The sequence below is a fragment of the Variovorax sp. TLI9-5A genome (assembly GCF_056867935.1).
In genome coordinates, this window is record NZ_CP200310.1 from 70295 (window position 1) to 93776 (window position 23482).

At 66.8% G+C, this 23482-nt stretch carries 21 protein-coding genes and 1 tRNA gene; 12 read left to right on the forward strand and 10 right to left on the reverse strand.

The window, feature by feature from the left end; all coding sequences use genetic code 11:
- Positions 1 to 199 precede the first annotated feature (199 nt).
- A complete protein-coding gene (locus tag AC1VNX_RS00365; RefSeq protein WP_483154959.1) occupies positions 200 to 2152 on the forward strand; it encodes an adenylate/guanylate cyclase domain-containing protein in 1953 nt (650 codons plus the stop codon).
- Positions 2153 to 2159: 7 nt separating this feature from the next.
- On the opposite strand, the gene AC1VNX_RS00370 is transcribed toward AC1VNX_RS00365, so the two are convergent.
- On the reverse strand, positions 2160 to 2603 hold the full coding sequence (locus AC1VNX_RS00370) for a YbaY family lipoprotein (RefSeq protein ID WP_483154960.1): 444 nt from the start codon (positions 2601 to 2603) through the stop codon (positions 2160 to 2162).
- Positions 2604 to 2610: 7 nt separating this feature from the next.
- Entirely contained in the window at positions 2611 to 4605 is a 1995-nt protein-coding gene (locus AC1VNX_RS00375; RefSeq protein ID WP_483154961.1) for an acetoacetate--CoA ligase, read from the reverse strand.
- A 101-nt stretch (positions 4606 to 4706) separates the two neighbouring features.
- On the opposite strand from AC1VNX_RS00375, the gene AC1VNX_RS00380 reads away from it, so the two are divergent.
- The 7 genes from AC1VNX_RS00380 to fahA are packed head-to-tail and all read left to right on the forward strand — an operon-like array spanning position 4707 to position 10980.
- Positions 4707 to 5450 carry a TetR/AcrR family transcriptional regulator gene (locus AC1VNX_RS00380; protein ID WP_483154962.1) on the forward strand — a complete coding sequence of 248 codons (744 nt, stop codon included), beginning with the start codon at positions 4707 to 4709 and terminating at the stop codon, positions 5448 to 5450.
- Complete coding sequence (locus AC1VNX_RS00385; RefSeq protein WP_483154963.1) at positions 5447 to 6391, forward strand: ABC transporter substrate-binding protein; 945 nt, start codon at positions 5447 to 5449, stop codon at positions 6389 to 6391. The genes AC1VNX_RS00380 and AC1VNX_RS00385 overlap by 4 nt, the downstream gene beginning before the upstream one ends.
- Entirely contained in the window at positions 6388 to 7245 is an 858-nt protein-coding gene (locus tag AC1VNX_RS00390) for an ABC transporter ATP-binding protein (protein WP_483154964.1), read from the forward strand. Before AC1VNX_RS00385 ends, AC1VNX_RS00390 begins: the two co-directional genes overlap by 4 nt.
- Positions 7238 to 8008, forward strand: a complete 771-nt coding sequence (locus AC1VNX_RS00395) for an ABC transporter permease (protein ID WP_483154965.1) — start codon at positions 7238 to 7240, stop codon at positions 8006 to 8008. Before AC1VNX_RS00390 ends, AC1VNX_RS00395 begins: the two co-directional genes overlap by 8 nt.
- Positions 8005 to 8793, forward strand: a complete 789-nt coding sequence (locus AC1VNX_RS00400; RefSeq protein WP_483154966.1) for an ABC transporter permease — start codon at positions 8005 to 8007, stop codon at positions 8791 to 8793. Before AC1VNX_RS00395 ends, AC1VNX_RS00400 begins: the two co-directional genes overlap by 4 nt.
- Positions 8794 to 8837: 44 nt before the next feature.
- On the forward strand, positions 8838 to 9644 hold the full coding sequence (locus tag AC1VNX_RS00405; RefSeq protein WP_483154967.1) for a cyclase family protein: 807 nt from the start codon (positions 8838 to 8840) through the stop codon (positions 9642 to 9644).
- A 10-nt stretch (positions 9645 to 9654) separates the two neighbouring features.
- Positions 9655 to 10980 (forward strand): fumarylacetoacetase, encoded by a 1326-nt coding sequence (fahA, locus tag AC1VNX_RS00410; protein ID WP_483154968.1) that lies wholly within the window; start codon positions 9655 to 9657, stop codon positions 10978 to 10980.
- 51 nt (positions 10981 to 11031) lie between these two features.
- Here the strand turns inward: fahA and AC1VNX_RS00415 are convergent.
- The 3 genes from AC1VNX_RS00415 to AC1VNX_RS00425 all read right to left on the reverse strand — a co-directional run bounded on the left by AC1VNX_RS00415 (position 11032) and on the right by AC1VNX_RS00425 (position 12548).
- Positions 11032 to 11107, reverse strand: a tRNA-Gly gene (locus AC1VNX_RS00415).
- An 84-nt stretch (positions 11108 to 11191) separates the two neighbouring features.
- Positions 11192 to 12097, reverse strand: a complete 906-nt coding sequence (locus AC1VNX_RS00420; RefSeq protein WP_483154969.1) for an NAD(P)/FAD-dependent oxidoreductase — start codon at positions 12095 to 12097, stop codon at positions 11192 to 11194.
- The gene (locus AC1VNX_RS00425) at positions 12087 to 12548 is read right to left on the reverse strand and encodes an RrF2 family transcriptional regulator (RefSeq protein WP_483154970.1); all 462 of its coding nucleotides are present in this window, start codon (positions 12546 to 12548) and stop codon (positions 12087 to 12089) included. Before AC1VNX_RS00425 ends, AC1VNX_RS00420 begins: the two co-directional genes overlap by 11 nt.
- 644 nt (positions 12549 to 13192) lie before the next feature.
- On the opposite strand from AC1VNX_RS00425, the gene AC1VNX_RS00430 reads away from it, so the two are divergent.
- Entirely contained in the window at positions 13193 to 14116 is a 924-nt protein-coding gene (locus tag AC1VNX_RS00430) for a reverse transcriptase family protein (protein WP_483154971.1), read from the forward strand.
- Positions 14117 to 14484: 368 nt separating this feature from the next.
- Complete coding sequence (locus AC1VNX_RS00435; RefSeq protein ID WP_483154972.1) at positions 14485 to 14940, forward strand: adhesin; 456 nt, start codon at positions 14485 to 14487, stop codon at positions 14938 to 14940.
- 69 nt (positions 14941 to 15009) lie between these two features.
- Here the strand turns inward: AC1VNX_RS00435 and AC1VNX_RS00440 are convergent, their stop codons facing one another.
- From AC1VNX_RS00440 to AC1VNX_RS00460, 5 genes are all read right to left on the reverse strand, one after another.
- Complete coding sequence (locus tag AC1VNX_RS00440) at positions 15010 to 15453, reverse strand: MaoC family dehydratase (protein ID WP_483154973.1); 444 nt, start codon at positions 15451 to 15453, stop codon at positions 15010 to 15012.
- Between the two features lie 10 nt (positions 15454 to 15463).
- Positions 15464 to 16756 carry a benzoyl-CoA 2,3-epoxidase subunit BoxA gene (gene boxA, locus AC1VNX_RS00445; protein ID WP_483154974.1) on the reverse strand — a complete coding sequence of 431 codons (1293 nt, stop codon included), beginning with the start codon at positions 16754 to 16756 and terminating at the stop codon, positions 15464 to 15466.
- Between the two features lie 130 nt (positions 16757 to 16886).
- Complete coding sequence (gene boxB, locus AC1VNX_RS00450) at positions 16887 to 18314, reverse strand: benzoyl-CoA 2,3-epoxidase subunit BoxB (protein ID WP_093195708.1); 1428 nt, start codon at positions 18312 to 18314, stop codon at positions 16887 to 16889.
- A 33-nt stretch (positions 18315 to 18347) separates the two neighbouring features.
- The gene (gene boxC / locus AC1VNX_RS00455; protein WP_483154975.1) at positions 18348 to 20024 is read right to left on the reverse strand and encodes a 2,3-epoxybenzoyl-CoA dihydrolase; all 1677 of its coding nucleotides are present in this window, start codon (positions 20022 to 20024) and stop codon (positions 18348 to 18350) included.
- Positions 20025 to 20174: 150 nt separating this feature from the next.
- Positions 20175 to 21119 carry a helix-turn-helix transcriptional regulator gene (locus AC1VNX_RS00460; RefSeq protein ID WP_483154976.1) on the reverse strand — a complete coding sequence of 315 codons (945 nt, stop codon included), beginning with the start codon at positions 21117 to 21119 and terminating at the stop codon, positions 20175 to 20177.
- A 162-nt stretch (positions 21120 to 21281) separates the two neighbouring features.
- Between AC1VNX_RS00460 and AC1VNX_RS00465 the strand changes: the two genes are divergently transcribed.
- Both AC1VNX_RS00465 and AC1VNX_RS00470 read left to right on the forward strand, forming a co-directional pair.
- A complete protein-coding gene (locus AC1VNX_RS00465; RefSeq protein ID WP_483154977.1) occupies positions 21282 to 21776 on the forward strand; it encodes a DUF4863 family protein in 495 nt (164 codons plus the stop codon).
- A 124-nt stretch (positions 21777 to 21900) separates the two neighbouring features.
- Positions 21901 to 23451, forward strand: a complete 1551-nt coding sequence (locus AC1VNX_RS00470; RefSeq protein ID WP_483154978.1) for a 3,4-dehydroadipyl-CoA semialdehyde dehydrogenase — start codon at positions 21901 to 21903, stop codon at positions 23449 to 23451.
- Positions 23452 to 23482 lie beyond the last annotated feature (31 nt).

Consider the following 23482-nt stretch of genomic DNA (forward strand, 5'->3'; position numbering starts at 1 on the left):
CAGCTTCGCCGGACTGGTCTAGACAGGTCAACGCCGCAGCGGCACCGTGCAGTACCGCACGGAAGACCGAAGTCGAGCGAAAATCACGCCCGCTTCCGCGCAGCCACGGACCCCGACACCAACGATCGGGGCCGTGGGCCTGACGGAAGCCGGCCCGCGGCTTCGGCCTTGCGGCGTCGAGTGGTTGTCAGGGAGCTGTATGAACAAGAACTCGTCCGGAAATCCGGAAGCGGCTGGAAAGCCGTCGGTCCAATCTGTCACAGGAGCGTCGCCCCCCACGGTGGCGCTCGTGGCGCCGCCGGGGCGCTCACGCCGCTTCAGGGTGGACGTGGGCACCATCGTGAGCGCGGTGGCGCTGGCGCAGTCGCTGCTGCTGGTGTCGCTGGGCTACTGGGGCTCGCAGAGGCTGGTGTCGCGCATCGGCGTGTCGGCGCACAAGTCGAACCACGACCGCACCGAAGACAAGGTGCTGGCCTTCCTGCAGAAGGCGGAGTCGGTCATCAACGCGGTGGGCACCGCTCCCAGCCTTCAGCCGGCCGGCGAGCATTCCGAAAGAACGGCAGAGCTGCTCTGGACGCTGCTGCAGCAGTCGCCCGAACTCGACAGCATCTACGTGAGCAACGAGAGGGGCCAGATGCTGATGGCCCTGCGCTATCCGGTGCCGGCCATGCGCCACATCGAGCTGGGCGATGGCTTCACGACCGAGACCTGGCAGTACAAGCTGCCGCTGGACGCGGAGGCCGACGTGCAGCAGCGCTACGCCACCCAGCGCCTGGGCGCCTTCCGCAGCGACTACAACCCGACCAAGCGCGGCTGGTACATGCAGGCCTGCAAGGCGGGCGGGCCGATATGGACGCAGCCTTATGTATTTGCCGCGGCGCAGGAGCTGGGCGTGACCTACGCGCTGCCCAGCCAGCGCAGCTACCCGGGCGGCTCGCAGAGGCTGGTGGTGGCGGGCGACGTTTCGCTCGGGCGGCTTTCGGAATTCGTGCGCCAGTTCAACAGCGACGGCTACGGCGACAGCGCGCTGCTGAGCGCCGACTTCCACGTGCTCGCGCGCAGCGACCTGCCCGGCGTGCTGCACAAGCTGGAGTCGCCCAGCGGCGTGCTCGGCGCATTGCACGCCCACATGATGGCGGCCGGCACGGCGGGCAGCGGCAAGGACGCGGAGTTCTCCTTCACCTACGAAGGCCACCGCTACCTGGTGCAGACATCGCGCATCCCGAGCACCGGCTGGCAACTGGTGAGCTGGGTGCCCGAAGACATGCTGCTGGGCGACCTGCACCGCGCGGTGCTGTGGGGCCTGGGGCTGGCGGTGGCCTTCCTGGTGATCGCGCTGTTCATGTCGCTGAAGCTGTCGAAGCTGGTGACCGCGCCGGTGGAGAACCTTTCGCACATCGCCCGCCGCATCGGCCTGCTCGAACTCGACAACCTGCCGCGCGAACCGAGTCGCGTGCTCGAGATACAGCACCTGGACCAGGCGCTGGACGACTCCGCGCGCAGCCTCAAGGCCTTCAGCAAGTTCGTGCCGGTGGACGTGATCAACCAGCTCATCGACGAAGGCCACGCGCTCGCCCCTTCGGGTTCGCCGCGCCGCGTGACGGTGATGTTCACCGACGTGGAAGGCTTCACCTCCATCTCTGAGTCGCTGGACACCGACGTGCTCGTGGGCATGCTTACCGAGTACTTCAACCTCGCAACCGGCGTGTTCGCGCGACATGGCGGCGTGGTCGACAAGTTCATCGGCGACGGCATCATGGTGCTGTGGGGTGCGCCTTCCGACCTGAAGGATGCGGAGTACAAGGCCTGCCTGGCCGCGCTGGAACTGCACGTGGAGATGGACGATCTCAACCGCAAGTGGGCCGAACAGGGCCTGCCCGAGTTCCGCACCCGGGTGGGCATTCACACGGGCACGGTGATCGCGGGGGTGCTGGGCTCGAACGACCGGCTCTCGTACACCGCGTTCGGCGATGCGATCAATGTGGCGAGCCGCATCGAGGGCATCAACAAGCAGCTGGGCACGCAGGCGCTGATATCGGAAACCACCTTTGCCGGGCTCGATGGCCGGCTGCATGCGCGGCGCATCGAGGAACAGGTGGAGCTGCGCGGCCGGCAGACGCGCATGGTGCTCTACGAGCTGGTGATGTCGTGACCGGCGCCTAGCGCGGCGCCTGCGTGACGCGCACCAGCACGAGGTCGGCGCTGGTGGCTCCGCCTTGGGTGAGCACGGAATACTGCGTGTCGTTGATGAACAGCAGCTGGTCGCCTCGCGTGATGCGCGCCGACACCGCATAGCGCATGCGCGGGTCGATACGCGCGGCATCGACCTTCAGCTCGTAGGCGAAGGGCACCTGCTTGCCGTTGGCCTTGATGCGCTGCTCGGCGAGCACCTTCGAGGGCGCGTCCATGAGCGACACGTCGAGCAGCTGCACCACGATGTCGGCCGCGGGGTCGAGCGCAATGCGTTCGCGGTAGGTGACCGTGCCGGTCACGCGCAGCTGCGCGGTGCCGCCCGCTGCCGGCGAAGAGGGCACTGCACAGGCGCTCAGCAGCGAGGCGCCCGCGATGGCGGAGAACATGAGGAGGCTGGTGCGTCTTTTCATCCGCCCATTATGCGGAGGCACGCTGCGCGGCAAAGGTCACGTACCAATCGAGGCTGCCCGGGTTTGCCATTGCTTCACGGTTGACAACCTTTTCGATCGGCTGGCCCAGCAGCAGCTTCTTGATCGGCAGCTCCTGCTTCTTGCCAGAGAGCGTGCGCGGTATCTCGGCCACCTGGAAGATGTCGTTGGGCACGAAGCGCGGCGAGAGCGATGTCTTGATGGCGTTGTTGATCTTCGCGCGCATGGCGTCGTCGAGCGCCACGCCGGGACGCAGCACCACGAAGAGGGGCATGTAGCTGTCGCGGCCCAGGTATTCGAGGTCGACCACCATCGAGTCGAGCACCTCGGGCAGGCCCTCGACGGCGCTGTAGATCTCGCTGGTGCCCATGCGCAGGCCCTGGCGGTTGATGGTGGCGTCGCTGCGGCCGTAGATGATGCAGCCGCCGTCCTCGCCGATCCTGATCCAGTCGCCGTGGCGCCAGACGCCGGGGTAGGTGTCGAAGTAGCTCGATACGTAGCGCGCGTTGCCCTCGTCGCCCCAGAAGTACAGCGGCATCGACGGAATGGCCTTGGTGCACACCAGCTCGCCCACTTCGCCGATGACCGGCTGGCCCTGCTCGTTCCAGGCTTCGACCGCATGGCCGAGTTCGCGGCACTGCATCTGGCCCGGCACCTCGGGCAGGTCGCGGTTGCCGCCGACGAAGGCGCCGCAGAAATCGGTGCCGCCAGAGATGTTGCACCACCACACTTCCTTCGAGCCCGCATCGAGGATCTGCTTCGAGCCCCAGCGCTGCACTTCCTCGGGCAGCGGCGAGCCGGTGCTGCCCAGCGCGCGCACGCGCGAAAGGTCGCCGCATTCCTTCGCGACGAGCCCGGCCTTCATGCAGTTGGTGAAGTAGGCCGCGCCCGCACCGAAGAAGGTGACCTTGTGGCGCGCCACGAAGCGCCACAACACGCTCCAGTCGGGCTTCTCCTTGCTGCCCGCCGGGTTGCCGTCGTAGATGCAGATGGTGGCGCCGAAGGCCATGCCCGAGAGCTGCGAGTTCCACATGACCCAGCCGGTGGAGCTGTACCAGTGGTAGCGCTCGCCGAAGTTGTTGGCGCCATAGCTCGCGCCCACGTCGTTGTGCAGGCCGCAGGCGTGCATGGTGAGGATGATGCCGCCCTGCCCGTGCACGATGGGCTTGGGCAGGCCGGTGGTGCCGCTCGAGTAGACGATCCAGATCGGGTGGTCAAAGGGCAGCCATTCGGGCTCGAAGGCGGCGATCTCGCCATCGTCGCGCGCGATGGCCTGCGTCCATTCGACATCGTGCGGCACCGCATCGGCCGCATAAGGCGAGTTCACCAGCAGCAGCTTCTGCACGCTGGGCAGCTGCCCGCGCAGTTCCCGAAGCACCGCGCCGCGGTCCAGCGGCTTGCCGCCGTAGTGCACGCCGTCGACGGCGATCAGCACTTTCGGCTCGATCTGGCGGAAGCGGTCGGCCACGGCGGCCGTGCCCATGTCGGGCGCGCACACGCTCCAGATCGCGCCGATGCTGGAGCATGCGAGAAAGGCCACCATGGTCTCGGGCACGTTGGGCATGTAGGCCGCAACGCGGTCGCCGCGCTTCACGCCCAGCGACTTCAGCGTGAGCGCGACCGATGCGACCTGGCGGCGCATCTCGGGCCACGACATCTCGCGCACTTCGCCGAGCTCGTTGTCGCTCACGATGGCGGGCATGCCGGCGGCATGGGCCGCGTCGACATGGCGCAGCACCTCTCGCGCGTAGTTGACCTGGGCGCCCGGGAACCAGCGCGCGCCGGGCATGCGCGATTCGGCAAGCACCGCCGTGTGCGGCGTGGGCGACTCGATGCGGGCGTAGTCCCAGATGCTCTGCCAGAAGGCGTCGAGCTCGGTGACGGACCAGCGCCACAGGGCGTCGTAGCTGTCGAATGCGAGGCCGCGCGTCTCGCGCAGCCAGTCTTGGTAGAGGCGGATCTGGGGGATGTTGGGAGCGGGCATTGCACGAGCGTAGCGCCGCGAACGACCGTGCTCAATGAGGGTTGACCTCAGGGTTTGTACGCGTGTTCAATGTTTTTGTACAAGCGTTCAATACGGCCCCGATGAGTACCCGCATACCCACCGCAAAGCGCCAGGTCTCGCGCGCCCCGGCACAGGCCATTGCCGCAGTCGCCATCGAGACTGCGAAGCCCGATCGCAAGCACGCGATCCTGCTGGCGGCCGAGAAGCTTTTCGCGCAGCACGGCTACCACGCGGTAACGATCCGCCAGATCGCCGAGGAGGCCGGCGTGCCGCTGGCGCTGGTGGGCTACTACTACGGACAGAAGCACGAGCTGTTTCACGCGATCTTCGAGCACTGGGGCCACTCCATCGAGGCGCGGCTGGCGGGCCTGGCCGCGGTGGACATCGACCCCGACGACGCGCGCACACTGCCGCGGATCATCGAAGCCTTCACCGCGCCCGTGCTGGCGCTGCGCGCGAGCGCCGAGGGCGAGTACTACGCGCTGCTGGTGGCGCGCGAGCTGTATCACGCAACCGAGGAAGCCGACCGCGTGCTGCGCGCCTACTTCGATCCGCTGGCCGAGGCCTACATCGACGCGCTGCACCTCGCGATGCCGCACGCCACGCGCGGCCAGGCCGCATGGGCCTACCAGTTCGCGCTGGGCTCGCTACTGCATCACCTGAACGACAGCCGCATCGAACGGCTCTCGCGCGGCGAGAACACGCGCGCCGACCCGGCCGTGGCGCCGATGCTGGTGAGCTTCATCGTCGGCGGCCTGCGTGCTGCCCTGCCCCGGCCCAAGACCCCACGCAAGAAAACCACCTCCAGGAGACAGAAGACATGATGAAACGACGCACCCTGCTGTCGGCGCTCGCCGCGGCTTCGGCTGCCGCGGCGCTGCCTTCACGCGCCCAGTCCACCACGAAGATCGTGTTCGGCTACACGGCCGTGACCGACTTCGCATCGGTGTTCGTGGCCGCAGAGGAGGGCTACTTCAAGAAGCGCGCGCTCGAGGTGGAGCTCAAGTTCATCCCGCTGAACTCGACGATCCCGGCCGCGCTGCAGTCCGACTCGCTGCAGATCGGCGGCCCCACGCCTTCGGTGTTCCTGCAGGCGGTGGACGGCGGTCTCGACCTGGTGCTGGTGGCCGGCGGCGGACTCACCTCGAAGACGATCACCGGCTTCGGCCTGGTGGCGCGAGCGGGCTCGGGCATCAAGAGCGCGCAGGACTGCGTGGGCAAGAAGATCGGCGTGCCAGGCCTGGGCGCCTTCCTGCACGTGACCTTCCGCGCATGGCTGAAGGACAGCGGCGTGGACTACCGCAAGGTCAACTTCGTCGAAGCCGCATTCCCGCAGCATGCCGACCTGCTGCGCGGCGGCTCGGTCGACGCGGTGGTGTCGGCCGATCCGTTCATGAGCCGCATCACCGAGAGCGGCGCGGGCTACGTAGCCTCCTACTACTCGACCTTCCTGCCCGAGAACAACCAGACCATCGTGCACGCGGCCAAGCGCGAGTGGGTGGCGAAGAACCCGGCGGCGGCGCGCGCCTTCCGCGAGGCGCTGGTCGAGGCCGCCGCCTTCATGCAGCAGCCGAAGAACGACGCCAAGGTGCGCGCATCGATCGGCAAGTACATCAAGCTGCCGCCCGACGTGCTGGCCAAGGTGCAGGTCTCGCCGCCCGGCCCCGTGGTGACCGACAAGCAGCTTTCCTACTGGACCGGGCTGATGAAGGAGCAGGAGATGCTCAAGACGAACATCGACGTGGCGAAGCTGGTGGCGAAGTGATCGCAGCACCCGCTCCAGTCACCGCGCGCGCTGCATTGCAGCCGGGCGCCTTTCACGCATCGGCCGGCGCCGCCACGCAAGCCTCACCTTTCCTGCGCTTCGACGGCGTGGCCATCCGCCTCGGCGGTCGGGAGATCCTCTCGCCCACTTCGTTCGACGTGGCGCGCGGCGAGTTCGTCTGCATCGTCGGCCCCAGCGGCTGCGGCAAGACCACGCTGCTGCGCGCGGCCAGCGGGCTCGTCACGGCCAGCGCGGGCGAGGTGCGGCGCAACGGCGTGAAGATGACCGAGCCCTCGCGCGAAGTGGCCTTCGTGTTCCAGGACTACGGACGCGCCCTGCTGCCCTGGCGCACAGTGGAAGGCAACGTGAGCCTCGCGCTCGAGGCGGCCGGCGTGCCAGCGTCCGAGCGCGCACCGCGCATCGCCGACGTGCTCGGCAAGGTCGGCCTCGCCAAGCATGCGCACAAGTTCCCGGTGCAGCTCTCGGGCGGCATGCAGCAGCGCGCGCAGATCGCCCGCTGCCTCGCGCAGAAGCCCGAGTTGATGATGATGGACGAGCCCTTCGGCGCGCTGGATGCGCTCACGCGCCAGAGCCTGCAGGACGAGCTCGCGCGGCTGGTGCGCGAGGACGGGCTCACTGTCCTCTTCGTCACGCACGATCTCGAAGAGGCCATCTACCTCGGCGACCGCGTGATCGCACTGCAGGCCAACCCGGGGCCGGGCCGGCCCAGCCTCGCGCGGATGATCGACGTGAAGATCCCGCGCCCGCGCGACCAGCTCTCGACCAAGGAGCATCCGGAATACCTGCATCTGCGCCGCGAACTCTTCGCCTTCATCGAGCAGGGCCATGACTGACAGCCGCTTCTACCGCTGGCTGCGGCCTTGTGTGTTTCCCGTGGTGCTGGTCGGCGCCTTCGAGTGGTATGCGCGGCGCGCAGCGGCCCTTGGCAGCGACGCGCTCGCGCCGCCCAGCGCTGCGGCGAAAGCCTTCGTGGGTGCCGCCATGGACGGCTCGCTCTGGACGGCCACCGGCTTCACGCTGGGCACCGCCGCGCTCGGGCTGCTGCTTGGCGCGGTGCTCGGCATCGCATTCGGCGTGATGCTCGGGCTCTCGCGCCGCGCGGCACAGCTGGGCTCGGTTTCCATCGAAGTGCTGCGGCCCGTTCCATCCGTCGCGCTGATTCCGCTTGCGATGCTGGGCTTCGGCTTCGGCGTGCGCATGGAGCTGGCCATCGTCGCCTTCGCCACCTTCTGGCCGCTGCTGGTGCTGGTGCAGGCGGCGGTGCAGCAGGTCGAGCCGCGGCTGCTCGAAGTCAGTCGCGTGCTGGGGCTGTCGGCGCGCGAGCGAGCCTTCAAGATCGTACTGCCGGCCATCGTGCCGCGCCTCTTCGTCGCGCTGCGCCTTGGCGTGGCAGTGGCGCTGGTGGTGGCGGTGACCGTGGAGATCGCGGCCAACCCGAACGGCATGGGCTACGCGATGATGATCGCGCAGCAGAGCTTCGACCCCGCGCTGATGCTCGCCTGGCTGGGCTGGATCGGCATCGTGGGCTTCGCGGTCAACGCGGGCATGCTGGTGCTGCAGCGCGCGGTGTCGCGGCGCATGGGGGTGCCGTCATGAGCGACGACAGCCGCATCGGCCTGTACAGGTTCGGCTCGCTGGGCGTGCTGCTGGCGCTCGTTGCGCTGTGGTGGATCGCGAGCAATGCCGGCTGGGTGAGCCGCGTGTTCCTGCCGACGCCGCAAGCCACCTTCGCAAGCCTGCTCGAAGGGCTCAATCTTTCGGGAAGCGGTGAAGGCAGCGGCGAGCTGCTCGGCTTCACGCGCGCCACGGTGGGCCGGATGATCGAAGGCTGGCTGCTCGCCTCGCTCTTCGGCGTGTTGCTGGGCGCGGCCATCGGCGTGTCGCCATCGGTGCGCGCATGGATTCAGCCGACGCTCGAATTCATCCGCCCCCTGCCCGCCTCCGCGCTGCTGCCATTGGCCATTTCCATCTTCGGGCTGAACCCCGGCATGGTGCTCTTCGTGGTGGCTTTCGGCGCGATGTGGCCGGTGCTGCTGGCCACGGTGCACGGTTTCGCCGCCGTGGAGCCGCGCCTCGCGGAAGTGGCGCGCTGCCTGCAGATGTCGCGCGCGGCGTACATCTGGAAGATGGGCCTGCCCAACGCGATGCCCGACATCCTGGCCGGCATGCGGCTGGCGCTGACCATCGCGCTGATCGTCGCGGTGGTGGGCGAGATGATCGCCTCGCAAAGCGGCCTGGGCCAGGCCATCCTGCTGGCCGCGCGCGCCTTCCGTGCGAGCGACCTGTTCGCCGGCATCGTGCTGCTCGGGCTCATCGGCTTCGTGAGCAATGCGCTGCTGGCCTTCGCGGAACAACGCCTGCTGCGCTGGCAGCGCCCCTGATTCCTTCGTCTTCCTCCAACACGTACACCCCACAAGGAGTTCCCATGCCACGCAAATTCGTCGACCTCTCGATCTTTCTCGAAAACGACGTGCTCTCCGACCCGCCGGCCTTCGCGCCGAAGATCCAGTATTTCACGCACGAGCAGACCTACGAACAGATCGAGCCCTTCTTTCCCGGTTTGAAGAAGGAAGACCTGCCCGACGGCGAAGGCTGGGCGGTGGAGCTGGTGCAGCTGTCGACGCACAACGGCACGCACCTCGATGCGCCCTATCACTTCCACTCGACCATGGACAAGGCGCTGGGTGAGAAGAAACCCGCCATCGCCATCCATGACGTGCCGCTCGAATGGTGCTTCCAGCCCGGCGTGAAGCTCGACTTCCGCCACTTCGCCGACGGCTACGTGGTGACGGCCGCCGACGTCGAGGCCGAGCTGAAGCGCATCGGCCACACGCTGAGCCCGCTGGAGATCGTGGTGATCAACACCCGCGCCGGCTCGCGCTACGGCCACCCCGACTACGTGTCGGCTGGCGCGGGCATGGGCTACGAGGCGACGATGTACCTGCTGGAGCGCGGCGTGCGCCTCACGGGCACCGACGCATGGAGCTGGGACGCGCCCTTCGTGCACACCGCGAAGAAGTACGGCGAGACGCACGACGCCTCGCTGATCTGGGAAGGCCACAAGGCCGGCCGCGACATCGGCTACTGCCACATCGAGAAGCTGCACAACCTGGAGGCCCTGCCGCCCACGGGCTTCTACATCAGCTGCTTTCCGCACAAGATTCGCGGCGCTTCGGCCGGGTGGACGCGCGCGGTCGCGATCTTCGACGACGCGCTGATGGCTTCGGCATGAGGTCGCGTTCATGAGCATCGCACTCAACCACACGCACGACGTTCACGCGCGCAGCTGGGTCGAATCGGCCAACGCGACGGACAGCGACTTTCCGATCCAGAACCTGCCGCATGCGGTGTTCCGCCGCGCCGGCAGCGCCGAGGCATTTCGCGGCGGCGTCGCGATCGGCGACCAGGTGCTGGACCTGGCCGCGCTCGTCACGAAGCAGCAGCTCGATGGCCTCGCGCTCGACGCGGCGAAGGCAGCCGCGCTGCCGGCGCTCAACGACTTCTTCGCACTCGGTAACGGCGCTTGGAAAGCGCTGCGCCACGCGCTCTTCGAGCTGCTGAAGAACGACTCGCCCATCGCCGCGGTGCAGGCCGTGCGCGAATGCCTCGTGCCGCAGGCCGACGTCGAATACACCGTGCCCGCTCGCATCGGCGACTACACCGACTTCTACACCTCGATCGACCATGCGCTGAACATCAGCCGCCTGATGAACCCCGATGGCGACGTGACGCCCAACTTCCGCTGGATCCCGATCGCGTACCACGGGCGCGTCTCCACCATCGGCGTGAGCGGCCAGCGCTTTCATCGGCCGATGGGACAGGCCATGGCACCGGGCGCGAAGGCGCCCACGTACCACGCCTGCGCACGGCTCGACTACGAGCTGGAGCTGGGCGTGTGGATCGGCAAGGGCAACGCGCAGGGCGACGCGATTGCGCTCGAATACGCGGACGAACACATCTTCGGCATCTGCCTGCTGAACGACTGGTCGGCGCGCGACATCCAGTTCTGGGAAATGGCGCCGCTCGGGCCCTTCTTGGCGAAGAACTTCGCCACCACGATCTCGCCGTGGATCGTGACGATGGAGGCGCTCGCGCCCTACCGGCAGGCATGGACCCGTCCGTCGAACGAGCCCCAGCCGCTGGCCTACCTGGAGCATGCGGCGAACCGCGAGAGCGGCGCGCTCGACATCCGGCTGGAGGTCTGGCTCGAAAGCGAGAAGGCGCGCCGGGAGAAGACCGGGCCATCGCGCCTTTCCTCCACCAGCTTCAGGCACCAGTACTGGACCGTCGCGCAGATGGTGGCGCACCACACCATGGGCGGCTGCAGCCTGAACCCGGGCGACCTCTTCGGCAGCGGCACGATCTCGGGCCCCGGCGAAGGCGAAGCGGGCGCGATCATCGAGCTGACACGCGCGGCGCAAAGCCCCGTGACGCTTGCCAATGGCGAACAGCGCGGCTTTCTCGAAGACGGCGACGCGGTGCTGCTGCGCGGCTGGTGCGAGAAGCCGGGGCATGCGCGCATCGGGTTCGGGGAGAGCCGGGGGACCGTGTTGGCGGCAAAAGGCTGAACTGAAGCACCAAAGAAAAAGGCCACCTGATGAGGTGGCCTTTTTGCAATTTGGAGCGGGAAAAGAGTCTCGAACTCTCGACCTCAACCTTGGCAAGGTTGCGCTCTACCAACTGAGCTATTCCCGCGTGAGCCTCAGATTATATAGCGATCTTTGGCGGATTCTTCCGGATCCCGGAAAAAAGTTCTTTTTTCCCCTTGCCGGGGTGATTTCAGGCGTCGAACACCATCGAGCGGTGCATCGACACGCCGGCCGTCAGCCCGTCCGCCGATGCCAACGTGGCGTTGGAGAACATCATCGCGAGATCGCCCGCGCCGTAGACGCCGGGCACGGTCGTCATCTTCATCGCATCGACGCGCAGCACCTTGCCGAGCGGACCATCGTCGAAGGCGCAGCCCAGCCGTTCGGCCAGCGGGCTAGCGGGCCGCGTGCGCGGCGCCACATAGAGCGCATCGATCGGCACCAACCTGCCGTCGTCGATGCGCAAGCCGGCCAATTCGTTCGCCTCGCCTTCCAGGCCGGCGATGCGCCCGGGTTCGATGACCACGCCACGCGCCTGCAGTTTCGCGCGCGCCTCGGCATCCGGCCCTTCGCCGCCATTCAGGAAGAGCGTGGTCGGGCCCCATTCGGCGATCAGCAGTGCATGGTCCGGCGGCAGCGCGCCGTGGTGATAGAGCACGCCCAACCGGCGCTCGCTGAACTCGTAGCCATGGCAATAGGGACAGTGCAGCACGCGCGAGCCCCAGCGTTCGCCGATGCCTGGAATCTCCGGCAGGCCGTCCTGCACGCCGTAGGCCAGAAGCAACTTGCCGGCCGAGCGGCGTTCGCCGTTGCTCAGCGACACGGTGAATCCGCCCGCCTCGCCGGCGGCCGCTTCCACCACAGCGGCCTCGACGAACTCGACGGTCGGATACGCAAGCAGCTTCTCGCGCGCATCCGCAATCATCTTCAAGGGCGGCACGCCGTCCTGCCCGAAGAAGCCGTGAGATGCGGCGGCGAAGCGGTTGCGCGGTGCGCCGGTGTCGACGACGCAGACCTTCCGTCGTGCCCGTGCAAGCTGCATGGCAGCGGAAAGGCCAGCAAAGCTGCCGCCCACGATCAGAGCGTCATGACGCATGTTCGATGTCCTTCAATGTGAAGCCGCCGCCTGTCATGCGGCGATGGAAGTCCCTGGAAAGATCGGCCAGCGTGATGCTGTTGAAGCGCCGCAGCAGCAGCGCCTCGGCCTCGTCGCAGACGCCGTCGAGCGCCGCGTTCACCGCCTGCTCGACGATGCAGCCCGGGCTCTCGGTGCGGTTGCCCATGGCCAGCAGCGCGGGCGCGCCCACGGCGTTGTGGATGTCGCCCAGCGTCACGGCCGACAAGGTGCACGACAGCACCCACCCGCCGCCATGCCCCTTGGCCGAACTCACGAACCCCGACTGCCGCAGGCCGGCCATGAGACGGCGCACGACCACCGGATTCGTGCACATCGCGACCGCGAGCGACTCGGAGGTGACGGGTGTCTTCATCTCGGCCATGTGCAGGAGCACGTGGAGAACGGCTGAAAGCTTGCTGTCTCTTTTCATGCAACATTATGAGTTGCATAAATATCTATTCTGCTGAAGTATGGCTTCCAGCCCTTCGAAGAGAGAGGCTTTAAATTGCGATCGCGGAGGAAATCCCTCTTGTGTGGCATTCCGAGCAAGAGTAGATTTCTTCTCGCTTGGGCTAAAGGGTGTTAAGTCAAAAATGGAGTCACGAAAACGTGACTCGTGGAAATCGAAAGATTTCTGATACCTGCTAGACACACGTGCTTGCATTGGCCTCCAATCAGGGAAGAGAGCGTCTTGCAAGCTCGTTGTGCCTCGGTAGCGCACGCTTCTGACGAGTCGAAGCGACACTGGCGGCCCAGGGGTAAAAACTGCTGGCGTTCTCCCACTTTTCTCGGAGCTGACGAGAGGCCTCGCATATCGCGAGGTCCGCTTTGAGAAAGGAGCCAAGAAATGGCCAAGAAGAAGCGTAGGCGCCCAAGTCGTCAGCGGGCATCGCGGAAGCGCATGAGCATCCTGATAGTTCAGTGCGTCATAAGGGTCATCAGACTCATCTGTGCGCTTCTTGAAATCGGGAGCTTGCTACGGATGACCCCTGATCCGTGCACTCGACGCATGAGATGCCAGCCTCATGCGGTGCTTGGTTGTAGTGGTGCGTTGTTCTCTTTGCACAGGTGAACATGTCCGCGGCAAAAACCTATCCACTCAATCAGAGCCCTCTCTACAAACTTGAGAGCAAACGCAAGCTGGCAAAACTCCTCTTTTGGGATTTGTCTCGGTTACAAGCGTTGGTCAATCGGACCGACAACTACCGGCCCAGGAAAACCGTTCATGCCAATAAGGAGCGATCTTTGGAGGTTCCGAAGCCTGCACTAGAGAGCATCCAACGTCGACTCTTTCAACTGCTGGATAGGCTCGAGAAGCCAGATTACATGCATTCCGGGCACAAAGAGCGTTCCTACATTACGAATGCGCAAGTCCATGTCGGATCTGTTTGGCTTCTCAAGCTCGACATCAAGAAGTTCTATGCATCTGTCTCTTCTGCGCGCGTCTACAGATTCTTTGAGGGCGCGATGGGATGCAGCCCCGACGTCGCAAGTCTGCTCGCGAAGCTTTGCACCGCAGGTGGGCACCTTGCAATTGGCAGCCGCGTAAGTCAGTTGCTGGCCTTCTTCTCGGCGAAGCCGATGTTCGATGAACTCCACGAGCATGCGCTCGCGCACGACATCAAAGACAGCTACTACGTAGACGATCTGACTTGGTCAGGAACACACGCTACAGCTCGCTTTCTATGGGAAGCGAAGCAGATCATCTACCGTCACGGCTTCGAATATCACAGGGCTCGCCTGTACGCGCCAGACGAGCCAAAGCTCGTAACAGGCGTCAGGATCGTCGGTAGCCGGATAGCTGTGCCACCCCATCGCGAGCGTGAGTTATGGGAAGCGACACGGGCTTTGCAGAAATCAAACGCCTGCGCGGATCTGAAGGTTGCCGACGCGTTGATCAGCAAGGCGGCTGCGTACGCGCAAGTCGAGAACAGATTTCGGCGGCAAGTAAGGCAACTGCAAACGCTCAAGACCTCGATCAAACTCAAGACGTCCTAAAGAGGTTGGTGGCGCCTACAACGACAAATCGCCCCATCTCTCGTCAGGCCGCTCTTGCCCTCACCGCCGCCAGCCGACCGAATCACTTCATGTCCACTTCCGTAACGATCACCCGGAAGTGTTGCAGGATGTGCAATCGGTCATCCAACTGACGTTTTCCGCAGCCATCTGACGCCTTCGCACTCTCATCGTCGATCCAGCGCCCTAACGCACAAGCCCCCGTTTCCGCCGACGGCCGGTTCCCACGCGCGTGGGCGAACATGGCGCACACGGCGACAGATCGCGGCCCGGCCATGGTTGCACCCGAATCGATCGAACCCCGGTCGGTTCATGAAACCGTGACCACGCTACGAAAGGAACAGTCACCCATGAAGCAACAACAGCAACACAACCGCATCGTCCTCGGCGCCCTGCTCGCAGGCCTGCTGGCCATCGGAGGCGTTGCCCAGGCGCAAGGCGTCGGGGTCGGCGTCGGCGTCAATGCCGACGTGAATGCCTCGGGCTCCAGCACCGGCACGCGCGGCGGCGCGGCGGCGGCGACCGGCGCCAATACGGGGGCCAACGCGAACACGAACGCAGGCGGTGCAGCCAGCGGCGCGACAGGCACGGCCGGCAATGCCGTCGGCGGCGTGCTGGGCGGCGCCACGAATGCGGTCGGCGGAGCGACGAACGCAGTGGGCGGCGTGACCAACACCGTGGGCGGCACGCTCGAAGGCGCCACCGGTGCGGTCGGCTCGGCCGGCGGTGCGGTGAAGGCGCCTGCCGTCGGCGCGAAGGCTCACGGCAAGGCCCAGGGTTCGGGCGCTGTCGACATCAAGAAGTAACGACGACAGCAGTCCGATGACAAAGGCCCGCGGTGCCGGAGCGCCGCGGGCCTTTTCACGTTCTGTCGCCTAGTCGGCCGGCTTGAGCTTGAACAGGCTCGTGACCTCCGCATCGAGCATCATCAGCTCGCGCTGGTTGAAGAGCCGCCAGCGCCAGCGCAGGATTCCGAGCGTCGGTCGTTTTTCGGAGCGGCGCACCTCGATCACGTCGGCCACCAGCCGCAGCGCGTCTCCCGGGCGAACCGGGTGGGGCCAGCGCACGTGTTCCAGCCCCGGCGAGGCAAAGGATTCGGAACCGGCCAGCGCTGCTTCCACCACCAGCCGCATCGCGATGGAGCAGGTGTGCCATCCGCTCGCAATGAGCCCGCCGAAGGGGCTCTCGGCCGCCGCTTCCGCGTCGGTGTGGAACCACTGCGGGTCGTAGGCCCGCGCGAACTGCAGAAGCTCGGCCTCGGTGAGCACATAGGGCCCGGCCTCGATGACCTGGCCCGCGTGGAAGTCGGCGAACTTCATTCGCCGCGGCTCAGTAGGTTTCGAGGTGCAGGCGGCCTTCGCGCTTCAGCGCCGCGCCCACCGTGTCCCAGTCGAGCCCCGCATCCTTCGCCACGTCGCGCAGCGCGAGCACCACGCCTTCTTCCATGCTCTTGAGCCCGCACACGTAGAAGTGGCTGGCGCCGTCCTTCAGCAGTGCGGCCAGGTCGGCGGCGCGCTCACGCATCAGGTCCTGCACGTAGCGCTTGGGGCTTCCCGGCGTGCGCGAGAACGCGAGGTTGATGTCGATGAAGTCCTTGGGCAGCGACTGCAGCGGGCCGAAGTACGGCAGTTCCTGCTGCGTGCGCGCGCCGAAGAACAGCATCAGCTTGCCGCCCTCGAACTTGCCGCTCTTGCGCAGCCGGCGGCGCCATTCGGTCATGGCGCGCATGGGCGCGCTGCCGGTTCCGGTGCAGATCATCACGATGTGCGACTTGGGGTGGTTCGGCATCAGGAAGGAGGAGCCGAAGGGCCCCACCACCTGCACCGTGTCGCCCACCTTGAGGTCGCACACATAGTTGGAGCACACGCCGCGCACCGGTTCGCCTTCGTGGTCCTCGGTCACGCGCTTCACGGTGAGCGAAACGTTGTTGTAGCCGGGGCGCTCGCCATTGCGCGGGCTGGCCACCGAATACTGCCGCGCATGGTGGCGCTTGCCGATGGCATCCACGCCCGGCGGCACGATGCCGATCGACTGGCCCTCGAGCACCGGGAACGGCACCACGCCGAAGTCGAGCACGATGTGGTGCGTCTCGCTGTCGAAGCCGGCCTCGGTGCAGTTGAAGTTGCCCACCACGGTGGCGGTGGTCGGCGTCTTCGGCGGAAAGAGGTTGGTGTAAGCATGCGCGGCCGACCAGGGCGGCACGGTGGCGCCGTACTGCGCGGAGTTGAAGGCCGGCTCCAGCGACTCGACCGCTGCCTGGGCCTGCGCCTGGGTCTGCGCGGGCGCGGCAGCCTCAGCGCCGCCGGCGGCCTCGGCCGACACGCCGGCCGCCTCAAGCTCTTCGGGCGAGAGCTCGGCGGGCAGCGATTCCCAGGTGAGCTGCTCCTCGATGGAATACGCGCGCACCAGCGGCATGGTGCGCCAGTTGTCGATCGAGCCGGTCGGGCACGGCGAGATGCAGGCCATGCAGCCGTTGCAGACGTCGGCGCGCACGACGTAGTTGTTGTCGTCGTGCGTGATCGCGTTGACCGGGCAGGTGGCCTCGCAGGTGTTGCAGCGGATGCAGATCTCGGGGTCGATCAGGTGCTGCTTGATGACTCCGGCTTCAACGGCCATGTCCATGTTCTTTCTCCTTTCCCTCTCCCCTTAGGGAGAGGGTCAGGGTGAGGGGGCAGCAGCTTGTCGTGGGGACGCTGCCACCCTCACCCCCGCCCTCTCCCCAAGGGGAGAGGGAGTCATACCCCAATACCAATCAACCGAACCGCACGTACTCGAAATCCACCGGCTGGCGGTTGATGCCCATCACCGGCGGCGAGATCCAGCCGGCGAACTTGCCCGGCTCCACCACGCGGCCCATCAACGATGCCACGAAAGCGAAGTCTTCGGCACTGGGCAACCACTCGTCGCGCTTGGCGGCCCATTCCATGTCGTTCACCACGCGGCCTTCGGGCGACATCTTGATGCCCGCGAGTGCGCCGATCTGGCGGTTGAATGCCTTGTGTGGCACCACCAGGCGGGTCGGGATGCCGGCCTTCTCCAGCACCTTGTTCCAGCGGCCCACGCCGGCCACCGAGTCCTTGATGAAGTCGTCGCGCAGCACTTCGTTGAGCGCGTTGAGCATCGGCACGTCCTTCTCGACGAGCTGGCCGTCCTTCACTTCCAGCACCTTGTAGGTCTGGCCCTTGAGCACGTGGTCGTCGGTGCGCTTGCCCTCCTCGTAGCGGCCCTTCAGGCCCGAGCTGTAGAAGATGGCGGCGTTGCTCGACTGGTCGGCGCCGAACAGGTCGATGGTCACGCTGTAGTGGAAGTTCAGGTAGCGCTGGATGGTGCCCAGGTCGATGCAGCCGGCCGCGCGCACCTTCTGCGGGTCGTCGGTCTTCAGCTCGTTCATGACCTGCGCGGTGCGCGCGATGACGCGCGACACGCCGCTTTCGCCCACGAACATGTGGTGCGCCTCTTCGGTCAGCATGAACTTCGTGGTGCGCGCCAGCGGGTCGAAGGCGCTTTCGGCCAGCGCCGAGAGCTGGAACTTGCCGTCGCGGTCGGTGAAGTACGTGAACATGAAGAACGCAAGCCAGTCGGGCGTGCGCTCGTTGAAGGCACCCAGGATGCGCGGGTTGTTCTCGTCGCCCGAGGTGCGCTGCAGCAGCGCCTCGGCTTCCTCGCGCCCGTCGCGGCCGAAGTGCTTGTGCAGCAGATAGACCATCGCCCACAGGTGGCGGCCTTCTTCGACGTTGATCTGGAACAGGTTGCGCAGGTCGTACATGCTGGGCGCGGTCAGGCCCAGGTGGCGCTGCTGCTCCACCGACGCGGGCTCGGTGTCGCCCTGCGTCACGATGATGCGGCGCAGGTTGGCGCGGTGCTCGCCGGGCACGTCCTGCCAGGCCTTCTCGCCCTTGTGGTCGCCGAAGTGGATCTCGCGGTTGGCGTCGCCCGGGTTCAGGAAGATGCCCCAGCGGTAGTCGCGCATCTTCACGTGGCCGAACTGGGCCCAGCCCTGCGGGTCGACGCTCACCGCCGTGCGCAGGTACACCTCGTGGTTGGTCGAGCCCTCGGGGCCCACATCGTCCCACCAGTTGATGAAGTTGGGCTGCCAGCCTTCGAGCGCGCGCTGCAGCGTGCGGTCTTCGCCGAGGTTGACGTTGTTGGGGATCTTCTCGCTGTAGTTGATCGTGCTCATCGTTGTTCCTTGGGTTCTTGCGGGGCTGCGCTATCAGACGCGGTTCATGTCGAAGCCGGCTTTCTGGCCGGTGCCGTAGACCTTGAGCGCACCTTTCTCGCCGACGGCGTTGGGGCGGTTGAAGATCCAGTTCTGCCAGGCGGTGAGCCGGCCGAAGATGCGGGTGGCCATGTTCTCCTTGCTCGCGAAGCGCAGGTTGGCTTCGAGGCCGGTGAGCGCGTCGGGCGACATGGCGGCGCGCTCCTCGATGACGATGCGGATCTCGTCGTCCCAGTCGATGTCGTCGGGTGCGGCGGTGACCAGGCCGAGCTTCAGTGCCTCGTCGGCGTCGAGCGCCTTGCCGGCGGCGGCGCGCGCGGCTTCCAGCGGAGCGGCCTCCTCATAGAAGCGGCGCTGCAGGCGGCTCTGGTCGTTCACCATCGGGAAGAAGCCGAAGTTGAATTCGTCGAGCGTGAGCTTGGGCGCGCGGTCGGCGTCGTCGGGCAGCGCGAGCATGTACGTGCGGTCGGCCGCGAAGGCCAGCTCGGCCAGCGTGCCGGCGAAGCAGGAGCCGGATTCGATCAGCGCGAACAGGCTGCGCGAGGAAACATCGAGGCGTGCCAGCGTGCGGCGCAGCGCGCCGATGGTTTCGCGCACCAGCCAGTGGTCCTTGTTGGCGAGCATCACCGCGTCCGACGCGAGCACCGCGGCGGCGTCGCCCTCCGTCTTGAGCAACCAGGTGCCGATGTCGAGTTCGTTGGTGCGCAGGTTGAGGATGGCGTCGTCGAGTTCGCGGCACATCGCCAGCGGCCACCATGCGGCGCCGGCTGCCTCGATGGCGGCGATGTCCGACGGCTGCGCGCCGGTGGGCGCCTTCACGGTGATGGTGGCGGTGCGCTTGCTGCGGTCGATCTGCACATCGACGTTCGCGTACGAAATGCCGTCGGCGCTGTCGGTGCGCTCCAGGCGGGTCAGCGCCACGCCCTTGCCATTGGCCGGGCGGTCGCTAGCGGCGGCCAGCTGCGAGGCGCGTTCCTGCACGGCGGCGGCGAACTGCGCGGGCTTGGCCACGGCGTCGACCAGGCGCCATTCGACCGCGCGCTGGCCGCGCACGCCCTCGACGCTGGTGCAGAAGATGTCGGCGAGGTCATGGCGCACGTGGCGCTTGTCGGTCACGCGGGTCAGGCCGCCGGTGCCGGGCAGCACGCCGAGCAGCGGCACTTCGGGCAGCGAGACGGCGGAGGAGCGGTCGTCCACCAGCAGGATCTCGTCGCAGGCCAGCGCCAGCTCGTAGCCGCCACCCGCGCAGGCGCCGTTGACGGCCGCGAGGAACTTCAGGCCCGAGTGCTTCGAAGAGTCCTCGATGCCGTTGCGCGTCTCGTTGGTGAACTTGCAGAAGTTCACCTTCCAGGCGTGACTGGAGACGCCCAGCATGAAGATGTTGGCGCCGGAGCAGAAGATGCGGTCCTTGCCGCTGGTGACGATCACGCTGCGCACCTCGGGGTGCTCGAAGCGCACGCGGTTCAGGGCGTCGTTCAGTTCGATGTCCACGCCCAGGTCGTAGCTGTTGAGCTTGAGCTTGTAGCCGGGGCGGATGCCGCCGTCTTCCGCGATGTCGAGCACGAGGCGCGCGATGGCGCCGTCGAAGCTCAGCGACCAATGCCGGTACTGGCCGGGTTCGGTGCGGTAGTCGACGCGCTGGGGCGCCTGGAGCGTGGTGGTGTCGGTCATGCGGAAGTCTCCTGTGGGGCAGTGTTCGGAAACCGTGAACAGGAAAGATAATGCACTTTACTGCTCCGATGACATGCATCATGCTGCATGCAAGCAGGCAAGTCAATGCCTGCTGCACTTTTTTTCAGATTTCAGAAGGCCGAAAGGCGCCTAGGCCATTCCCATGGACTGTCGAGCCACCGCCCGCAGGGTCTGGAAGCTCTGCGGCAGCGTCTTGCCGCTGGTGTCCACCGACAGGTCGGCCTTCGAATAGAAGGCGGCGCGGCCGTTCAGGATGCGGCGCAGGTCTTCCATCGCTTCCTTGCTGGCGGCCATCGGGCGGGTGTCGCCCTGCGCTGCCACGCGGCCCATGTGCTCCTCGGGCGCGGCCTGCAGCCATACGGTGGTGCAGTGCGCGAGCAGCTCGTTGAAGGTGGCCGGGTCGGAGACGATGCCGCCGGGCGTGGCGATCACCACCTCGCTGTAGATCTGCACCGCTTCTTCCAGCGCGCGGCGCTCGTAGCGGCGGTAGGCATTGGTGCCGTACAGGTCGTGGATCTCGCGCACGCTGCAGCCGGCGAGCTTCTCGATTTCGCGGCTGAGCTCGATGAACGGGATCTCCAGGTCTTCCGCCAGCATCTGCCCCAGCGTCGACTTGCCCGCCCCGCGCAGGCCCACGAGCGCGATGCGCCGGTGCCGTGCCGGGTCGACCGAGGCGGTGCCCAGCAGCTCGCCGATGGCCACGCGCACCCGGCGCAAATCGGCCTCGCTGCGGTGCTCCAGCAGTTCGCGAATGAGCAGCCACTCGGGCGAGCTGGTGGTGACGTCGCCCACCAGTTCGGCCAGCGAGCAGTGCAGCGCGCCGGCCACTTGCTGCAGCACCAGAATGGATGCATTGCCGATGCCGTATTCGAGATTGGCCAGGTGGCGCTCCGACACGTCGGCCGCGACGGCCACCGCCTTGCGCGTGAGGCCGCGCTGCGCGCGCAGGTTGCGCACGCGATCACCCAGCGCCGCCAGCAGCGGATTCTTCGCCTCCCCGGCAGGCGCAGCGCCGTTACCGCCATTGCCGCTTTCCAGCGCGGCGGCCAGCGCCGCGTCTACATGCTCGTTCATGCAATTCCTCGTTCTTCGCCGGGATTGTGCGCGCTCAGGGTAAACACCATAGATGCACTATATTGCTTGACACTCATTGTCTCGATGCTTATTGTTCGGCCACACGCAAGATACTGCACGCGCAGTGATCCTGCAAGGTAGTCCATAAGTTCGAGGCCCACGATGTCCGACCACAGCAGCACCACCACCACTGGCAAGGAAGCATTTCATCAGCTGATTGCCGGCCTGACCGCCGAAATCGCCGGCAAACCACTGGACGGCGCGCTCGACCAGTGGCTCAACGCCCACCACGGCGCCGGCAGCGCAAGCTTCGAGCAGCTGCGCCAGGCCTGCATCGGTGGCGTCGCCGAAGGCTGGCTCTGCGAGCGCGAGGGCGGCGGCATCAGGTACGGCCGCGTCTTCAAGGCCGAAGACGCCCTGCACCGCTTTTCGGTCGACGTGGTCGACATGCAGGACATCGCCGGCCCGCACCACACGCATCCCAACGGCGAGATCGACCTGATCATGCCGCTCGACGGCGCGGCCGCCACCTTCGACGGCCGGCCCGCGGGCTGGTGCGTCTATGGCCCCGGCACCGCGCATCGCCCGACCGTGGCCCAGGGCCGCGCGCTCGTCCTGTATCTCTTGCCCGAAGGGCAGATCAAGTTCACCGTATGAGGCACTCCCCCAGGCTTGCCCACTTCGTGTGGCCGCCAACCCCCTCGCCGGGGGCAACACCAGCGGCCCGGCAAAGCCGGTTCCGCGGTGTTTCCCGAATCTGCCCGCATCGAGACCCCATCCAATGACCGAGCTTCTTCCCAACTATGTCTCCGGCCGCTGGCAAAGCGGTTCTAGCACCGGCACGCCGCTGTTCGACCCGGTGCTGGGCACCGAGCTCGCGCGCGTCGACGCCACCGGCCTGGACCTGCCGGCCGCCTTCGCCTTCGCCCGCGAACAGGGCGGCAGCGCGCTGCGCGCCCTCACCTACCGCCAGCGCGCGGGGCTGCTCGCGGCCATCGTGAAGGTGCTGCAGGCCAATCGTGACGCCTATTACGAGATCGCCACCGCCAACTCCGGCACGGTGAAGAACGACTCGGCCGTGGACATCGACGGCGCGATCTTCACGATCGGCCAGTACGCGAAATGGGGCGACGGCCTCGGCGACGTGCGCGCGCTGCGCGATGGCGATGCGGTGAAGCTCGGCAAGGAGCCGGTGTTCCAGTCGCAGCACCTGCAGGTGCCGACGCAGGGCGTGGCGCTCTTCATCAACGCATTCAACTTCCCCTCCTGGGGCTTGTGGGAGAAGGCCGCGCCCGCGCTGCTCTCGGGCGTGCCGGTGATCGTGAAGCCCGCCACGGCCACCGCCTGGCTCACGCAGCGCATGGTGAAGGACGTGGTCGATGCTGGCGAGCTGCCCGCCGGCGCGCTTTCCATCGTGTGCGGCAGCTCGGCCGGCCTGATGGATGCGCTACAGCCCTTCGACGTAGCCTCCTTCACCGGCTCGGCCGAGACGGCGGCGGTGATCCGATCGCACCCGGCCGTGGCGCAGCGCTCGGTGCGCGTGAACATCGAGGCCGACAGCCTCAACAGCGCCCTGCTGCTGCCGGGCGCCACGCCCGGCAGCGACGCCTTCAACCTGCTCGTGCGCGAAGTGGTGCGCGAGATGACGGTGAAGTCGGGCCAGAAATGCACCGCCATCCGCCGCATCCTGGTGCCGGCGGAGCTCTATGACGCGGCGGCCGAAGCCATCGGCGCCAAGCTCGCGGGCATCACCGTCGGCAATCCGCGCAACGAGAGCGTGCGCATGGGTTCGCTGGTGAGCCGCGCGCAACTCGGCTCGGTGCGAGAAGGCCTGGCGGCGCTGTCCGCCCAGACCACCGTGCTGCATGACGGCCGGAACAAGCCCCTGGTCGATGCCGACCCGGCTGTCGCCGCCTGCATCGGCCCTGTGCTGCTGGGCGCGCGCGACGCCGATGCCGCGCAGCAGGTGCATGACGTGGAAGTGTTCGGTCCTGTCGCCACGCTGCTGCCCTACCGCGATCTCGCGCACGGCATCGCGCTGGCGCATCGCGGCCAGGGTTCGCTCGTCACCTCCATATATGGAAGCGACGACGCTGCGCTGGCGCAGGCCGCGCTGGCGGTGGCCCCGAGCCACGGCCGTGTGCACATCATCAGCCCCGAGGTGGCGCAGGCCCAAACCGGCCACGGCAACGTGATGCCGATGTCGCTGCACGGCGGCCCCGGCCGCGCGGGCGGCGGCGCCGAGCTGGGCGGACTGCGCGCGCTCGACTTCTATCACCGCCGCGCGGCGGTGCAGGCGAGCCCCGGCGTCATCGCCGCGCTCGGCCTCTAGAGAAAAGAACACGGCCGAAGGAGACAGACAC

Coding starts and splice junctions, on each gene's coding strand:
- AC1VNX_RS00365 (WP_483154959.1), top strand. CDS start 200: ATGAACAAGAACTCGTCCGGAAATCCGGAAGCGGCTGGAAAGCCGTCG.
- AC1VNX_RS00370 (WP_483154960.1), bottom strand. CDS start 2,603: ATGAAAAGACGCACCAGCCTCCTCATGTTCTCCGCCATCGCGGGCGCC.
- AC1VNX_RS00375 (WP_483154961.1), bottom strand. CDS start 4,605: ATGCCCGCTCCCAACATCCCCCAGATCCGCCTCTACCAAGACTGGCTG.
- AC1VNX_RS00380 (WP_483154962.1), top strand. CDS start 4,707: ATGAGTACCCGCATACCCACCGCAAAGCGCCAGGTCTCGCGCGCCCCG.
- AC1VNX_RS00385 (WP_483154963.1), top strand. CDS start 5,447: ATGATGAAACGACGCACCCTGCTGTCGGCGCTCGCCGCGGCTTCGGCT.
- AC1VNX_RS00395 (WP_483154965.1), top strand. CDS start 7,238: ATGACTGACAGCCGCTTCTACCGCTGGCTGCGGCCTTGTGTGTTTCCC.
- AC1VNX_RS00400 (WP_483154966.1), top strand. CDS start 8,005: ATGAGCGACGACAGCCGCATCGGCCTGTACAGGTTCGGCTCGCTGGGC.
- AC1VNX_RS00405 (WP_483154967.1), top strand. CDS start 8,838: ATGCCACGCAAATTCGTCGACCTCTCGATCTTTCTCGAAAACGACGTG.
- fahA (WP_483154968.1), top strand. CDS start 9,655: ATGAGCATCGCACTCAACCACACGCACGACGTTCACGCGCGCAGCTGG.
- AC1VNX_RS00420 (WP_483154969.1), bottom strand. CDS start 12,097: ATGCGTCATGACGCTCTGATCGTGGGCGGCAGCTTTGCTGGCCTTTCC.
- AC1VNX_RS00425 (WP_483154970.1), bottom strand. CDS start 12,548: ATGAAAAGAGACAGCAAGCTTTCAGCCGTTCTCCACGTGCTCCTGCAC.
- AC1VNX_RS00430 (WP_483154971.1), top strand. CDS start 13,193: ATGTCCGCGGCAAAAACCTATCCACTCAATCAGAGCCCTCTCTACAAA.
- AC1VNX_RS00435 (WP_483154972.1), top strand. CDS start 14,485: ATGAAGCAACAACAGCAACACAACCGCATCGTCCTCGGCGCCCTGCTC.
- AC1VNX_RS00440 (WP_483154973.1), bottom strand. CDS start 15,453: ATGAAGTTCGCCGACTTCCACGCGGGCCAGGTCATCGAGGCCGGGCCC.
- boxA (WP_483154974.1), bottom strand. CDS start 16,756: ATGGACATGGCCGTTGAAGCCGGAGTCATCAAGCAGCACCTGATCGAC.
- boxB (WP_093195708.1), bottom strand. CDS start 18,314: ATGAGCACGATCAACTACAGCGAGAAGATCCCCAACAACGTCAACCTC.
- boxC (WP_483154975.1), bottom strand. CDS start 20,024: ATGACCGACACCACCACGCTCCAGGCGCCCCAGCGCGTCGACTACCGC.
- AC1VNX_RS00460 (WP_483154976.1), bottom strand. CDS start 21,119: ATGAACGAGCATGTAGACGCGGCGCTGGCCGCCGCGCTGGAAAGCGGC.
- AC1VNX_RS00465 (WP_483154977.1), top strand. CDS start 21,282: ATGTCCGACCACAGCAGCACCACCACCACTGGCAAGGAAGCATTTCAT.
- AC1VNX_RS00470 (WP_483154978.1), top strand. CDS start 21,901: ATGACCGAGCTTCTTCCCAACTATGTCTCCGGCCGCTGGCAAAGCGGT.